Annotated in this window: 11 protein-coding genes and 1 pseudogene; 5 read left to right on the forward strand and 7 right to left on the reverse strand. The window is 33.4% G+C overall.

The window, feature by feature from the left end; translation table 11 throughout:
* Positions 1–5 precede the first annotated feature (5 nt).
* Positions 6–2,780: a TonB-dependent receptor gene (locus C8N26_RS03495; RefSeq protein WP_120186029.1), complete on the reverse strand. Its 2,775-nt coding sequence runs from the start codon at positions 2,778–2,780 to the stop codon at positions 6–8.
* 187 nt (positions 2,781–2,967) lie between these two features.
* On the opposite strand from C8N26_RS03495, the gene C8N26_RS03500 reads away from it, so the two are divergent.
* Positions 2,968–4,023, forward strand: coding sequence for an endonuclease/exonuclease/phosphatase family protein (locus C8N26_RS03500; RefSeq protein ID WP_120186031.1), 1,056 nt, complete (start codon positions 2,968–2,970; stop codon positions 4,021–4,023).
* Positions 4,024–4,050: 27 nt separating this feature from the next.
* Here C8N26_RS03500 and C8N26_RS03505 read toward each other — a convergent pair whose 3' ends face one another.
* From C8N26_RS03505 to C8N26_RS03515, 3 genes are all read right to left on the reverse strand, one after another.
* Positions 4,051–4,395 carry a hypothetical protein gene (locus C8N26_RS03505; protein WP_120186033.1) on the reverse strand — a complete coding sequence of 115 codons (345 nt, stop codon included), beginning with the start codon at positions 4,393–4,395 and terminating at the stop codon, positions 4,051–4,053.
* 73 nt (positions 4,396–4,468) lie between these two features.
* Entirely contained in the window at positions 4,469–6,154 is a 1,686-nt protein-coding gene (recJ, locus tag C8N26_RS03510) for a single-stranded-DNA-specific exonuclease RecJ (protein WP_120186035.1), read from the reverse strand.
* 21 nt (positions 6,155–6,175) lie between these two features.
* A complete protein-coding gene (locus tag C8N26_RS03515; RefSeq protein ID WP_120186037.1) occupies positions 6,176–6,601 on the reverse strand; it encodes an OsmC family protein in 426 nt (141 codons plus the stop codon).
* Positions 6,602–6,721: 120 nt separating this feature from the next.
* Here C8N26_RS03515 and C8N26_RS03520 point away from each other — a divergent pair, with 120 nt between their 5' ends.
* Positions 6,722–7,312 carry a carboxymuconolactone decarboxylase family protein gene (locus C8N26_RS03520; RefSeq protein ID WP_028891788.1) on the forward strand — a complete coding sequence of 197 codons (591 nt, stop codon included), beginning with the start codon at positions 6,722–6,724 and terminating at the stop codon, positions 7,310–7,312.
* Positions 7,313–7,374: 62 nt separating this feature from the next.
* Here C8N26_RS03520 and mscL read toward each other — a convergent pair whose 3' ends face one another.
* Genes mscL through C8N26_RS03535 form a run of 3 tightly spaced genes read right to left on the reverse strand, consistent with a single transcriptional unit; the run spans position 7,375 to position 9,544 of the window.
* A complete protein-coding gene (mscL, locus tag C8N26_RS03525; protein ID WP_197017701.1) occupies positions 7,375–7,776 on the reverse strand; it encodes a large-conductance mechanosensitive channel protein MscL in 402 nt (133 codons plus the stop codon).
* A gap of 51 nt (positions 7,777–7,827) precedes the next feature.
* Entirely contained in the window at positions 7,828–8,931 is a 1,104-nt protein-coding gene (alr, locus tag C8N26_RS03530) for an alanine racemase (protein WP_028891790.1), read from the reverse strand.
* A complete protein-coding gene (locus C8N26_RS03535; RefSeq protein ID WP_120186039.1) occupies positions 8,924–9,544 on the reverse strand; it encodes a thymidine kinase in 621 nt (206 codons plus the stop codon). The genes alr and C8N26_RS03535 overlap by 8 nt, the downstream gene beginning before the upstream one ends.
* A gap of 101 nt (positions 9,545–9,645) precedes the next feature.
* Between C8N26_RS03535 and C8N26_RS03540 the strand changes: the two genes are divergently transcribed.
* The 3 genes and pseudogenes from C8N26_RS03540 to C8N26_RS03550 form a co-directional block, all read left to right on the forward strand.
* Positions 9,646–10,536, forward strand: a complete 891-nt coding sequence (locus C8N26_RS03540) for a hypothetical protein (protein WP_120186041.1) — start codon at positions 9,646–9,648, stop codon at positions 10,534–10,536.
* Positions 10,537–10,579: 43 nt separating this feature from the next.
* Positions 10,580–11,284 (forward strand): glycosyltransferase, encoded by a 705-nt coding sequence (locus C8N26_RS03545; protein WP_245962521.1) that lies wholly within the window; start codon positions 10,580–10,582, stop codon positions 11,282–11,284.
* A gap of 549 nt (positions 11,285–11,833) precedes the next feature.
* Positions 11,834–14,469 (forward strand): annotated as a pseudogene (locus C8N26_RS03550) (hypothetical protein); the annotation flags it as partial.

Below are 14,469 nucleotides of genomic sequence, written 5' to 3' on the forward strand. Positions count from 1 at the left end.
TTTTATTAGAATCTATAATAAACGTTTAAGAAATAAGTAGTACCTCTAGCGTACCAGTATTTAGGACCAAATAACCTTTTTGGTTGGTTAGAGTCATCTCTTAATTGTCTGTAATCTGATTTTCTACCTTGCTCATAACCTCCTGTTTTGTATTTTTCATTAAGGATGTTATTAACACTAGCAAAGAAACCAATGTACTTGTTATCTCCTATTTTCCAAGATTTTCCACCAGCAGCATTTAGAGTTAAATAACCGTCAAATTTTTCTTGACGAAGTATTTCTCTTGCTATTGTTGGATCGTAATCGTTAAAAGGTAGCCCGTCTTCATCTTTGTAAAAGTTATCAGTTCTTAAAGTAGGGCTTAAATCTAGGTAAGCATCATCTAAATAATTGGCAGTAGCGGTTACCCACCAATAGTCAGGATCTCTATATTCAAAACCTAAAGAGTATGCTTTTTGAGGGCCTGAAGCTACTTTATAGTCTTTTAAATAAGCAGTTCCTAAATCGTCAACACCTTCAATATTAGTGTCAGTTGTAAAATCTTCTGAAGCAACATATAGATGTGGATTATTGTCGTATGTATATTGACCAATATTAGCCGCTCCTTTTATTTTCACAGTAGGAGTTATTTGAGCTTCAATTCCTAGTTCAGCTCCGAAATGAACTTTGTCAACACCAGTTAAAACTTCTTGTAAAAAGCCTTCAATATTAAGTCCTTGAGAAAAGAAGAAAGCAATATCAGTAGCGTCTTCTATTTTAGTATAATATCCTGTAGCTCTAGCTTGAATTATAGGGCTTCTAAAAATATAGCTAGCGTCAGCAGTTAGTACTTTTTCACTATCTAAACCTCTAATAATAGCATTGTTTTCTCTTGGGTTGTTAAATGTATTTCTTATTGATGGAGCTTTTGTTAAGTATCCAGCATTAATATCTAATAAATGACGCCCAGTAATTTTATAGGTTAAACCTCCTTTAGCCCCAAAGTTAGTAAAGTTAACTTTTTCAGATTTACCAAGAGAGTTTGTTGGGAAACCTCCATTTTGATACAACCCATTTCTTTGGTGAGTTGTATTAGAAACTGAACCTGCTAAATAAAAGTCTATTTTATTGTATTTAAATATAGCTTGAGCAAACGCACTCATTACATTAGATTCTAATTCGTAATTATACTTAAAACGATCATTTACACCAACTACTCTATTTGGGTTAAGTAAATCGTTTTGTTTTTGGTCGAAAGTATCACCAAATGTATCAGTATCTAAATATCCAGAACCTCCTAATAAATCAATTACACTAGCAAAGTTTTCAGATTGTAAGTTAGCGTACTGCAAAGATCCGTTTAAAGAAATATTCTCGTTTAATTCTGAATTAAAAATAGTGTTTATAGTAAACTGTTTGTCATCATTACGATCTTCGTATAAAATATATTTAGAGTTAGAACTTTCTGGGTTATTCAAGTTTTGGCGGTATAATTCGTCCCAGTTTAGTTGCCCATCGTTTAAGAAGTTTTGCTCTAATCCATATGCTTCGGCTTCATTACCATTTGATAAAGCGAAACTTGGTAGGTTTTGATAGTACGCAGGACTTGGGTTAGAACCACCACCAATAGGCCAACCATTTACTAACCTAGCACCAGTATAATCTAAGCGACTATTTCCTATTTCACCAAATTGGTATGCTACATTCGTATTTAATGAGGTATTATCAGAAATATTCCAGTAGTGATTCAACATTAAAATAGGTTCTTCAATACGTTTTATACGTGAATTACGCATTTTTCCATTTTGATATCCCCAATATTCGTTGTATTTAATACCTTTTAAATCATATACCTCTTGAGTATGTGGAGCAGATTTTCCTCTTTTATTTTGCGCATAAATAGAAGTGAAGTTTAAGCTATGTTTATCATTAAATCGCTTTTCTATTGACGCCATGATTGAATTAGCATTGTATAGGGTACCGTCAACATAACCTTCATCTCCAGCTCTTCTACTTGCAGCAACAGTAAAAGCCCATCCATTTTCCATTAATCCTGAAGAGTAAGAAGCCATCATTCTATGTGTATAACTTCTATTTGAAGAAGAGTAAGTAATTCTACCTCCCTCACTATACTCAGAAGCTCTTGTATTGATGTTCGTAGAACCTAAAACACCGCCAAAGGCATAGTTAGAAGGAGTTAACCCGTTACTAAACTCTTGGTTACGTAATACATCGTTTAAACCACCCCAGTTACTCCATTGAGGTCTTCCGTTGTATAACTTGTTCATTTCAATACCATTAATCAAAACTTTACCATTTTCAGAATCTAAACCACGAACTCTGTAAAAAGAACCGCTCCATTCAAAAGCAGCTGTACGTAAATAAACATCTCTAGAAGCTTGCAGTAATCCAGAAATGTTATCTGCAGCACTAGTGTCGTCATTCAACTCATCATCCGTAATAGTGATGGTACTTAAATCTTGATCTTCCGATATATCTTCGTACATGAAGATAGTACCTAAGTCTACTGCTTTTCCAGATAATTCTACTGGAAAGTTTTGGGTTTCATACCCACTTAATGATACCGTTACAATTTGTCTTCCGTCTGGTAAACCAGTTAATGTAAAAGCTCCGCTAGCATCTGTAACACTAGAAACATTAGCAATTTTTACACTTACAGAAACACCTTGCATAGGATTTTCAGAATCGCTGTTTATTACGACCCCCTTTACAATATTCTGCGCATTTAGGCTTACAAAACCTAGAAATAACAAGAACATTGTTATCGTAAAATTTCTCATAAATGATTGTTTATAAAATATTTAAATTTGTTAACTCCTTTGAGTGTGTTTGCAATCAAAGGGCAACAAAATTAAGAAATTTATAATTATGTTTAGGTTAAGGGAACATTATCAAGAAGTGAATTATCAAAATAATAAAAAACTGAGATAAAAAATTGTTTTATTTTTGCGTGGTAAAATTTATTAAATGAGAAATATAGCTACACTTTTAGTTTTAATTTTTGTTAGTTTTTCTACTTATGCACAACAAGTAGGGAAGAAGTATAAAATAAGAACAGTTGGGTTTTATAATTTAGAAAACCTTTTTGATACAGAAAATGATTCTGATAAGAATGATGAAGCAAGTCCTATCATGGAAATGAAAGGAGATAAAGAAGAGGTTTATTGGGATAAAATAGACAAGCTTGGTGAGGTAATTTCGCAATTAGGAGAAGAAAAAGCGAACACAAGTCCTGCAATTTTAGGTGTGGCTGAAGTTGAAAATAAAAAAGTTTTAGAAGATTTAATAGCGTCAGAAAGATTAAAAAAGAAACGTTACAGTATCATTCACTTCGATTCACCTGATAAAAGAGGAATAGATGTAGCATTATTATATCAACCAAGATATTTTAAGCCAATTCATTTTGAGGCTTTTGATCCTAATATTTATGATCAAAATTATAAAGTTTATACGCGTGATATTTTATTAGTGTCTGGTTATTTAGATGATGAGTTAGTACACATAATTGTTAATCACTGGCCATCTCGTAGAGGAGGTGAAGCTAAAAGTAGGCCGTTACGTGAAAAAGCGGCTTACAAAGTGAAACAAATCATCGAAAAAATTAAAGAGAATGACCCAAATCCAAAGGTGTTAATTATGGGTGATTTTAACGATGATCCAATCAATTCTAGTTTTAAATCGGTTTTACAAACTAAAAGTAAGAAGAAAAATGTAGAAGAAGGAGATATTTATAATCCGTATGAAGATATGTTCCGTCGTGGATTTAATACATTAGGTTATAGAGATAATATTAATTTATTTGATCAAATAATGTTTACATCTCCTTTGCTTGATAAAGCAGATAAAAAGGACTTTAGTACTTATAAAATGTTTAAATCAGGAATTTTTAACAAGCGTTTTTTAACTGAGAAAAAAGGTAGGTATAAAGGATATCCTTTTAGAAGTTTTTCTTACGGAAGATATACCGGAGGATACAGTGATCATTACCCAGTGTATATGTATTTAATTAAAGAAGATAAATAATAAAAAGGCTTGCAATTGCAGGCCTTTTTAATTTTTACATATATCGTTTAGATAGTTGTTCATTCTTATCTGAAATAAAGTACCTTTTAAAAGATCATCAATTTGCCACAATTCAATTGCTGAAACTGCCATACTAACTTTGTTAGAAGGTGTTTGAAGTAGAATAGATCTACAGTCTTTACCTCTTTCACAAGTACCACAATTTCTTTGAAGTTTTGAGTCGGTAACTTTATCTAAGAATAATTCTATTTCTGGTTCTGTTAAGTGAAAACCAACATCCCTAAATATTAATTGAACTAAGTTTGAATCGTTTTCTTCCCAGTAAAAAGAAACACCTATGTTGTTGTCGTATATTTTAGTAATTCCGTTCATAACCATATTTATTTGATAACAAATATAAGAGTTTATTTGGAATTGTTCTAAATAATAAAAAAATAAGATTTTACTATTTCAAATCTTTTAACATAAGTTGAATAGAAGTATATCCATTCCAAGTGTTCTCGTCTAAAGTATAGGCAATGTCAAAATCGTTTTGTGTTGACGTTATTTTATCACCTAAACCAAATCCAATAGCATTGTATGTTTTTTGATCAGATCCGTAAATGATATTCAGTTTTAAATGACTGCTGTCGACACCAACTTGTTTTCCATAACCATTATCTCTCACAGCAGTTGTGGTAAAAACAGGTTTCATGTTTTGTGGACCAAAAGGTGCCATTTGTTGAATAATACGGAAAAATTTTGGAGTAATTTCTGATAAGTCGATTTCAGTGTCAATAGTAATTTCTGGAGTTAATAAGCTTTTGTCAATAGTAGCTGCAACAACTTCTTCAAACTTATTTTTAAAGTTTTCATATTGTTCGGGCAAGAGTGTTAAACCAGCAGCATATTTATGTCCACCAAATTGTTCGATAAACTCAGAGCATTCTTCTAAAGCATTATATACATCAAATCCTTTTACCGAACGAGCAGAAGCAGCTAATTTTTCTCCACTTTTGGTAAAAACCAAAGTAGGTCTGTAGTAAGTTTCTGTTAAACGAGAGGCTACAATACCAATTACTCCTTTGTGCCAATTTTCATCAAAAACAACTGTGGTGTAATTTTCTTGTTCGTTGTTGTTTTCAATTTGTAATAAAGCTTCTTGGGTAATTGCTCTATCTAGTTCTTTTCTATCTGAATTAAATTTTTCTATTGCAGAAGCAAATTCTACTGCTGAGTCAAAATCCATTTCGGTTAATAGCTCAACAGCATAATTTCCATGTTTCATACGTCCCGCAGCATTTATCCGCGGAGCGATTATGAAAACAACATCGGTAATAGTGAGTTCTTTTTTTTGTAACTGATGAATAATGGCTTTGATACCATTTCGAGGTTGAGAATTGATAACCTGCAATCCGTGATAAGCTAACACTCTATTTTCACCAGTCATAGGAACAATATCAGCTGCAATTGCAGTAGCTACTAAATCTAAATACGGAATTAAATCTTCAATAGTTTGATTTCTTTTTGAAGCTAATGCTTGAATCAATTTGAAACCAACACCGCAACCACATAATTCATCATACGGATAGCTACAATCTACTTGCTTAGGATTTAAAACAGCAACCGCTTTCGGAACTTCGCTTCCTGGTTTGTGGTGATCACAAATAATAAAATCGATATTTTTTTCAGTAGCGTAGGCAACTTTATCAATAGCTTTAATTCCACAGTCTAAAGCTATGATGAGAGAAAACCCATTGTCTTCAGCAAAATCAATTCCTTGAAAAGAAACTCCATATCCTTCTTCATAACGATCAGGAATATAGGTTGCAATATTAGGATGAATTGTTTTTAAGTATGATGACATTAAAGAAACAGCTGTAGTTCCGTCAACATCGTAATCGCCAAAAACTAAAATGTTTTCGTTATTTGCAATAGCTGTTTCAATGCGTTGTACTGCGATTTCCATATCCTTCATTAAAAAAGGATTGTGTAAATCACTCAACGAAGGGCGAAAGAAATGTTTAGCTTCATCAAATGTTTCAATACCACGTTGTACTAAAATTTTAGCCAAGGTTGTGTCAACGGACAATTCTTTGGCTAATTGTTTTACTTTAATCGTATCTGGTTGCGGTTTTAATGTCCAGCGCATAGCAATTTTATCAAAAATAAATTAGTTGTTATGTAAATGAATAGCTGTAGTTACATCAGCAAATTTTCTAAACATTTCCATAACACCACAGTATTTCTCTATAGATAAATCTACTGCTTTATTAATTTTTTTCTCGTCTAAATCGCTTCCGTAAAAATGGTAATCAACTAAAACCTTATGATAGTATTTTGGGTGTTCTTCGGTCAATTCACCAGTAACGACAATTTTAAAATCATCAATTTTAACACGCATCTTTTCTAACATAGGAACAATATCTAAACCTGAACAACCAGCTAGAGAAGAAAGCATCATAGCTTTAGGTCGTAAACCAGTATTATTTCCTCCATGCTCTTCAGAAGTATCAATAACTATTGAATGTCCACTAGGGTTATCACTTTCAAATTGCATGTTTTCTTTCCAAACGGTTGTAACTGTGTTTGTTGCCATATCTTGATAATTTTTTGTTTATTGCGTAAGTAAGTCAATGTACATTTCAACTTAATACATTTAAATAGTAACACAAACTTACAGTAAAAAGTTAGTATTAAAAACTTAAAAAATAAATCTATGCCTTTAGTAACTCCTTTAGATCCAAACCACGATGTTGAAACCAAACAACTATCCGATTTTTATAATGAAACCTTAGGTTTTTGCCCTAATTCAGTGTTAACCATGCAACGACGTCCAGAAATTTCCAAAGCTTTTATCAATTTAAATAAGGCAGTTATGGCAAATCATGGTCGTGTAACTTCAGCATTAAAAAGAATGATTGCTTGGGTAAGTAGTAATGCTACGGGTTGTCGTTATTGTCAAGCTCATGCAATTCGTGCCGCAGAACGTTATGGTGCAGAACAAGAACAACTAGATAATATTTGGGAATATAAAACACACCCTGCCTTTTCTGATGCGGAGCGTGCAGCATTAGATTTTTCATTAGCAGCTTCAATGGTTCCGAATATGGTGGATGAAAAAATTAAAGAAGAATTATATAAATACTGGGAAGAAGGTGAAATTGTTGAAATGTTAGGAGTAATTTCTCTCTTTGGGTATTTAAACCGTTGGAATGATTCTATGGGAACAAGTATAGAAGATGGTGCAGTGGAAAGTGGAGAACAATATTTAGGAAAACATGGTTGGAATAAAGGAAAGCATGTATAAATGAAATTATCAAAAATAAAAAAGCTCGCAATTGCGAGCTTTTTTATTAAGTATTTAATGGATTATTTTTTTAATAAATCTCTAATTTCTGCTAATAACTCTTCTTGGCTAGGTCCCTTTGGAGCTTCTGGTGCAGGTTCTTCTTTTTTCTTCATAGCATTTACAGCTTTTACAACCATAAACATTACAAAAGCTACAATAATAAAGTCGATAACATTGGTTAAAAACTCACCATACATTATAGCAACTTCTCCTGTTATTTTACCAGCCTCATCAGCTACACCTTCTTTAAGAACGTATTTTACGTCTTTAAAATCAGCCTTGAAAATAAGTCCAATTAAAGGAGAAACAATTCCTCCAGTAAAAGAAGTTACCACTTGTTTAAAGGCAGCACCCATTACAAAACCTACTGCAATGTCTACTAAATTACCTTTCATTGCAAAGTCTTTAAACTCTTTAAGCATTCCCATATTTTTGATTTTTAATAGTTAATTGAATTGAAAAGTATAAAAAAATTAGCGTTTTACCAATCTTTTTATACGTTGCGATAAAGCAGTAAGTATTTCATACGGAATAGTTTCACTCTTATGAGCCATGTATTCCACATGTTGTTGATGGTTAAAGATAATAACTTCATCTCCTTCGTTACAATCAATTTTTGTAACATCAACCATAATCATATCCATACATACATTTCCTATAATAGGAGCTGGTTGATTATTGATGAAAACAAAACCATTTTTATTACCTAATCTTCTCGAAATACCATCCGCATGACCAATAGGGATTGTAGCGCTTCTAGTAGTTTGACTTGCAACAAAAGCTCTATTGTAACCAACGGTTTCACCGGGTTGAATCAAGTGAATTTGAGAAATAATAGATTTTAAAGTATGAGTGTTTTTTAATTGAGCAGTCTCTTGGTCATCGTTTCCAAATCCGTACAATCCTATTCCTAAACGAACCATATCAAATTGAGCTTGTGGGTAATTGATAATTCCAGAAGTGTTTAAGATATGAATCATTGGTTCGTAGCCTAAATGCTTGTAAACTTGTTTTACTATATATGCAAAGTTGTTAATTTGTCCAACAGTGAAATCTCTTTCATAAGGGTCTTCACTAGCGGCTAAATGAGAAAAAATCGATTCTACTTTAACATTATTTGATTTTTTTAATTCAGCAATTAAAGCAGGTACATCTGTGTGCCAAAACCCTAATCTATTTAATCCAGTATTAAACTTTATGTGAATAGGGTAGTTCATCAAAGGAGTTTCGTCGGCTAGTTTCATAAAAGCATCAAAGATTTTGAAACTATACAAGCTAGGCTCAAGTCGATATTTTACAATTTCCTCTAAATTTTGAATTTGAGGTTGTAAAACTAAGATAGGAGTTTTGATTCCTGCTTCACGTAAAGCAATTCCTTCGTTTGAATATGCTACGGCAAAATAATCAACCTGATCTTGTACGATTTTGGCAATCTCTACAGATTCGCTTCCATATCCATAAGCTTTAACTACTGCCAAAATTTTGGTTTGAGGTTGTAGCTTTTGTTTAAAATAAGCAAGGTTGTGTAGTACAGCTTGCGAATCAATTTCTAAAACGGTAACGTGATTATTATTCATTATTGGTTTCTTCTTCTTTTTTATTATGAGCTTGTTGCTCTTTCATGGCTTTGTAGTAAGCAGCTCTACTTAATGGTTCATATTCTTGAGTTTCTCCTAAGAACACTAAGTCATTACTTTGTGCTTTTCTGTAACTATAATGGGCTAAATTTCCTGTACGAGTACAAACAGCATGCACTTTGGTAACATACTCTGCAGTAGCCATTAAAGCAGGCATTGGGCCAAAAGGTTTCCCTTTAAAATCCATATCTAAACCAGCAACAATAACACGAACTCCTCTATTCGCTAGGTCGTTACACACGGCAACTATTTCATCGTCAAAAAACTGGGCTTCATCTATACCTACCACATCAACATCGTTAGCTAACAACCGAATATTAGAAGATGCAGGAACAGGTGTAGAACGAATTCTATTTTCATTATGTGATACTACTTCTTCGTCATCATAACGAGTATCAACAGCGGGTTTAAAAATTTCAACGCGTTGTTTGGCAAACTGCGCACGTTTAAGTCTACGAATTAATTCTTCGGTTTTACCCGAAAACATTGAGCCACAAATTACCTCAATCCAACCAAATTGTTCTGTGTGATTTACTGTATTTTCAAGAAACATTTTGTAATTTTAAGCTCTAATTATTGATTTTTGTATTACTTTCGAATGAGGAACAAATTTATTAAATTTTAATAGCAAAAATTCAAATCAAACGACAACTTATGCACAAAAAACTAGCATCAGATTTAACCAGTTTAGCACACAGTATCTTACAAATGAAAAACAAAGAAGATGTGTTTGAGTTGAAGCAAAAGGCATATGAAGTTTACGAAAAACTTTTGGTTTTAGCGTATGTAGAAGAGTATATAAATAACACCCCTAATCCTTTAAAATCTAAAGAAGAGTTGTTGCATGATATAGTGTTGGCTGAAGAAAAACAAAAAGAAGAAGTTTTGGCCAATAATTTATCAGTAAAAGAAACAGTTGTTAATGATATAAAGGAAGAAATTACAGAAGTTGTTGAAGAAGAGGCAAAAGAAGCTGTTCAAGAATTGAATGTAGAAGAACCTTTAGAAAAGGGAAGAGTTGTACATCATCTAGAAGAAGATTTACAAGAACAATTAGAGCAAGAGGCTGATGAAATAGCGGACAATATCATTGAAGCGATAGAAGAAGAAACTATTATAGAAGATATAATAGAACAACCTTTTGATGAACTAGAAGAGTTGTTGCATGGTGACAGTGATGTGAAAAATGATGTAAAGGATGTCGGAGAAAGAAAAACACCAACTTTAGAAGATGAATTACAAGATACCATTTCAGTAGATGTAATGACAGATTTGTTTACCAAAGCAGAACCTAAAAAAACGGTAAACGACTATTTTCAAAAAACAATACAAATTGATTTAAATGATAGAATTGCCTTTGTAAAACACTTATTTGACGGTGATCAAAACGATTTTAATAGAGTTATTTCTCAATTAAATACATTTAAAACAGAAAAAGAAGCGAAAAAATTTATCAGTAAAATGATAAAACCAGACTATGATTGGTCAGCTAAAGAAGAATACGAAAACAGGTTATTAGAAATCATAGAAAGAAGATTTACATAAAACAAAACAAAAACAAAATATGGAGCAGAAGTATATTTTTTGCATGAAGTGGGGTACGTTGTATGGACCAGAATACGTAAATAGATTGTATTCGATGGTAAAACGAAATTTAACATACGATTTCAAAATGGTGTGTTTTACAGACGATGAAAAAGGAATAACGGAGGAAGTAGATTGTTATAAAATTCCTGAAATGAACATTCGTACAGATATTCCTGAGAGAATGTGGAAGAAATTAACAACACTAAAAGAAGACTTGTATGGCTTAAAAGGAACAGCTCTTTTTTTAGATTTAGATATTGTTATTGTTGATAACATAGATTGTTTTTTTGAAGTAGATGGAACTTTTAGGATTATTAAAGACCATAGTTGGAGAAGTTGGAGAATCACAGGAAATTCATCGGTGTATAGATTTGAAATAGGAAAGCATGGATATGTGTTTGATGATTTTTTAAAGAATTTTGAAGAAATAAGAAAAAAACATAGGAATGAACAAGAGTATTTAACTCATAGTATAAATGATAATTCACTCCTTCAGTATTGGCCAAAGGAATGGTGTCCTAGTTTTAAATATGATTGTGTATCTAGATTTCCTTTAGCTTTTTGGAAAACACCAGTAATTCCTGAAGGAGCAAAAATTATTATTTTTCACGGAGAAATTAACCCACATAAAGCAATAAAAGGAGGAAGAGGTAAGTGGTACAGGTATGTAAAAGCAGCTCCATGGGTTGAAGATTATTGGAAATAGGATTGTATTTATTAATCATGTCATAAAAAGATAAAAAAGGGAGTAAATTTACCCCCTTTTTTTAATTAAAATCTAAAAACTGTTTGTTAACTAAATAGATATAATAGGGGTGTAATGTTTTTTGAAAAGGGTTTTCCCTGAAAATAGAACTTAGAATTTAAAAATAAGTTCAAAGCTCCGCAAGATTTAAACCACTTGCAGTAGGGTAATTATATTATAGGGGAAAACCCCTTTTTTCTTGTAAGAGATAATGAATTAAGTTGTTAAACATGTGTTAATTGCTTAATTTTACACTCGCTCAAACTCCTTAATTGAGCAATTACCTCTTAAATAACGGACGGCCCTCGTACCTCTCTTAATTGCTACCTCTCATAATTTAAAATAGTTATTTAATAACCTTTCGAAAAGATGTTTTACAGCTAACTTAACTTTTGTTGGCTAGGTGAGTAACCCCTTTAATTGTATATAATTAAAGAATAATACTATGTAAAATATTACAATATGTTGCTTAACGACACAAAACCTGCCTGTAAAGGGGAGAGGTTAAAAATGTTTAAAAACTGCATTGGTGAAAATTTAAAAAGATACCGAAATAGTATGACGGGTTTTTTTGTCGTGCTTTTTTTGTTTTCAGTAAATGTAGTGAATGCACAATTGGTAAACACCGAATCTTCTGTTCAAGCTAATTTTGGTGTTGATGCGGATGTGTATTCAGGAATAGTATCCTTTCCAAATGGAGCAGTCTTCCCGTTTGGAACAGATGATTGGTTTTTAGGAGACTCAGGGAAAGGGGTGATAGATGAAACTCCTACAGCAGTTACAGCTAATTTGTTGGTAGATGATAATGCTTCGGCAGAAATAAGAATGAGTGTTCCTATCTACACAGTTGTAGATGGAAGACTTTGGATTGATGCTGTATTTATTCGAGATCAAAACGCTCAAGGAAATAATACAGATTCAAATGTATTCACAGGAGGTTCAGATAAAAATAATGATAACCCAAATACATGGACAATTACAGATGCCTCTGTACCACAAAAGAACGATATTATAGATGTTTTTGGGCATTTGCGAAGAGAAGGAGCTACGGTGGGGACAGACGAATGGGCTTTTTTAGGGGCATCAACAAGAAATGATAGCGGAGATAGTTACTTAGATTTTGAATATTTTAGGAAGAAAGTAAATTTAGTAGGAGGAACTATTCAATCGGTTGAAGATTTATCGGCAACAGGGGGTAGAACTCCTTATTTGTTTAATCCAGATGGTTCCGTGTTACAACATGGAGATATAATTCTTTCTATTAATTACGCAAATGGTGGGGCTAATGCAATTATTAAACTATATGTTTGGGTAGAATTAGTAGGTGTTCCAGATTCTTATTTTGATACACATAACACATTACCTTTTAGACCTTTTGAATTTAAACAAGATAATAATGGTTATGTACAGTATGATGGAGGAAATGGAGCGGGAAATTACGGATATGCAGAAATACAATTAAGAGAAGGTGCTCCGGATGCGGTGTTTTCTCAAGTAAATGATGGTGGTCCAGTACCAGCGGGTCCTTGGGGAACGATAAACAAAGGAGGAAATATAGTGTCAGATTACCAACAAACTACATTTGCAGAAATTGCAATTAATGCTTCTGCATTAGGATTCGATTCTAGTAGTTCGCCTGGTATAGACTGTATTAGTCCATTAGGAAGTGTAATTGTAAAAACAAGATCGTCTGATTCATTTACAGCAGAGTTAAAAGATTTAGCAGGACCTTTCGATTTAGCAAATACTCCAGAAGTTACTGTTGAAATAGAAGGAGAAGATATAGCATGTACTGAAGAAAGCATAACATTGACTGCAACAGCAACGCCAGAAGGAAATACTTTTGCCTATGTGTGGTATAAAGATGATGTAGAGCTTGAAGGAGAAACAGGAAATACTCTAGAGGTTACTGAAGCAGGTACTTATAGAGTGGCAGCCACATTAACGTTTGCACCAGGTATTGTAGGATGTACGGCAGAAGATGAGTTTGAAGTGAATGGAGAGCCTTTAATTCCATTAAATCAAGTTTGTCCAGAAAATCAAACCATTCCTGAATGTACTTCGCAAGAAGATATAAATACAGCATTTGGTAATTGGTTGTCTGGATTTTCAAATTCAGGAGGAAATGGAACTGTTACTGAAAAATATTATGTTAACGATCAAGAGGTAGATATTAATACTCTTGAGGCGCCAGATGATTGTGGAGGAAGTATCACAGTAAAATACGAAGTTTCTGATGAATGTGAGCAGGTGAAAACTTGTGAAAGAACATTTACTGTAACACCAGATGAAACCAATCCAGAGATTGTAGACGTAGCAGATTATAAGCTAGAAGGCTGTAACACGCCATGGCCAGTAAACCTAACGACTGATTGGACAGACAATTGTTCAGCAGGCGGACAAGGAATCCAGTCAGATGGCGGAGTAGATCAACCTGATAGTGCAGATGGATGTACACAGTATCGATTATATACGTTCACTATTACAGATGATTGTGGAAACAGTGATACCGAAACTACCTTAGTATCGAGAGATTACGACATGACCAATCCAGAGATTGTAGACGTAGCAGATTATAAGCTAGAAGGCTGTAATACGCCATGGCCAGTAAACCTAACGACTGATTGGACAGACAACTGTTCAGCAGGCGGACAAGGAATCCAGTCAGATGGCGGAGTAGATCAACCTGATAGTGCAGATGGATGTACACAGTATCGATTATATACGTTCACCATTACGGATGATTGTGGAAACAGTGATACCGAGACTACGTTAGTATCGAGAGATTACGACATGACCAATCCAGAGATTGTAGACGTAGCAGATTATAAGCTAGAAGGCTGTAACACACCATGGCCAGTAAACCTAACAACCGATTGGACAGACAATTGTTCAGCAGGCGGACAAGGAATTCAGTCAGATGGCGGAGTAGATCAACCTGACAGTGCGGATGGATGTACTCAGTATCGATTATATACCTTCACTATTACGGATGATTGTGGAAACAGCGATACCGAGACTACTTTAGTATCGAGAGATTACGACATGACGAATCCAGAGATTGTAGATGTAGCAGACTATAAGCTAGAAGGCTGTAACACTCCATGGCCAGATAACTTAACGACCGATTGGACAGACAACTGTTC

Origin of the sequence: Tenacibaculum lutimaris, assembly GCF_003610735.1 — a bacterium.
GTDB lineage: Bacteria > Bacteroidota > Bacteroidia > Flavobacteriales > Flavobacteriaceae > Polaribacter > Polaribacter lutimaris.

Bases quoted from the DNA above. Each gene is read 5' to 3' on its own strand.
- C8N26_RS03495 (WP_120186029.1), bottom strand. From the start codon at position 2,780: ATGAGAAATTTTACGATAACAATGTTCTTGTTATTTCTAGGTTTTGTA.
- C8N26_RS03500 (WP_120186031.1), top strand. From the start codon at position 2,968: ATGAGAAATATAGCTACACTTTTAGTTTTAATTTTTGTTAGTTTTTCT.
- C8N26_RS03505 (WP_120186033.1), bottom strand. From the start codon at position 4,395: ATGAACGGAATTACTAAAATATACGACAACAACATAGGTGTTTCTTTT.
- recJ (WP_120186035.1), bottom strand. From the start codon at position 6,154: ATGCGCTGGACATTAAAACCGCAACCAGATACGATTAAAGTAAAACAA.
- C8N26_RS03515 (WP_120186037.1), bottom strand. From the start codon at position 6,601: ATGGCAACAAACACAGTTACAACCGTTTGGAAAGAAAACATGCAATTT.
- C8N26_RS03520 (WP_028891788.1), top strand. From the start codon at position 6,722: ATGCCTTTAGTAACTCCTTTAGATCCAAACCACGATGTTGAAACCAAA.
- mscL (WP_197017701.1), bottom strand. From the start codon at position 7,776: ATGCTTAAAGAGTTTAAAGACTTTGCAATGAAAGGTAATTTAGTAGAC.
- alr (WP_028891790.1), bottom strand. From the start codon at position 8,931: ATGAATAATAATCACGTTACCGTTTTAGAAATTGATTCGCAAGCTGTA.
- C8N26_RS03535 (WP_120186039.1), bottom strand. From the start codon at position 9,544: ATGTTTCTTGAAAATACAGTAAATCACACAGAACAATTTGGTTGGATT.
- C8N26_RS03540 (WP_120186041.1), top strand. From the start codon at position 9,646: ATGCACAAAAAACTAGCATCAGATTTAACCAGTTTAGCACACAGTATC.
- C8N26_RS03545 (WP_245962521.1), top strand. From the start codon at position 10,580: ATGAAGTGGGGTACGTTGTATGGACCAGAATACGTAAATAGATTGTAT.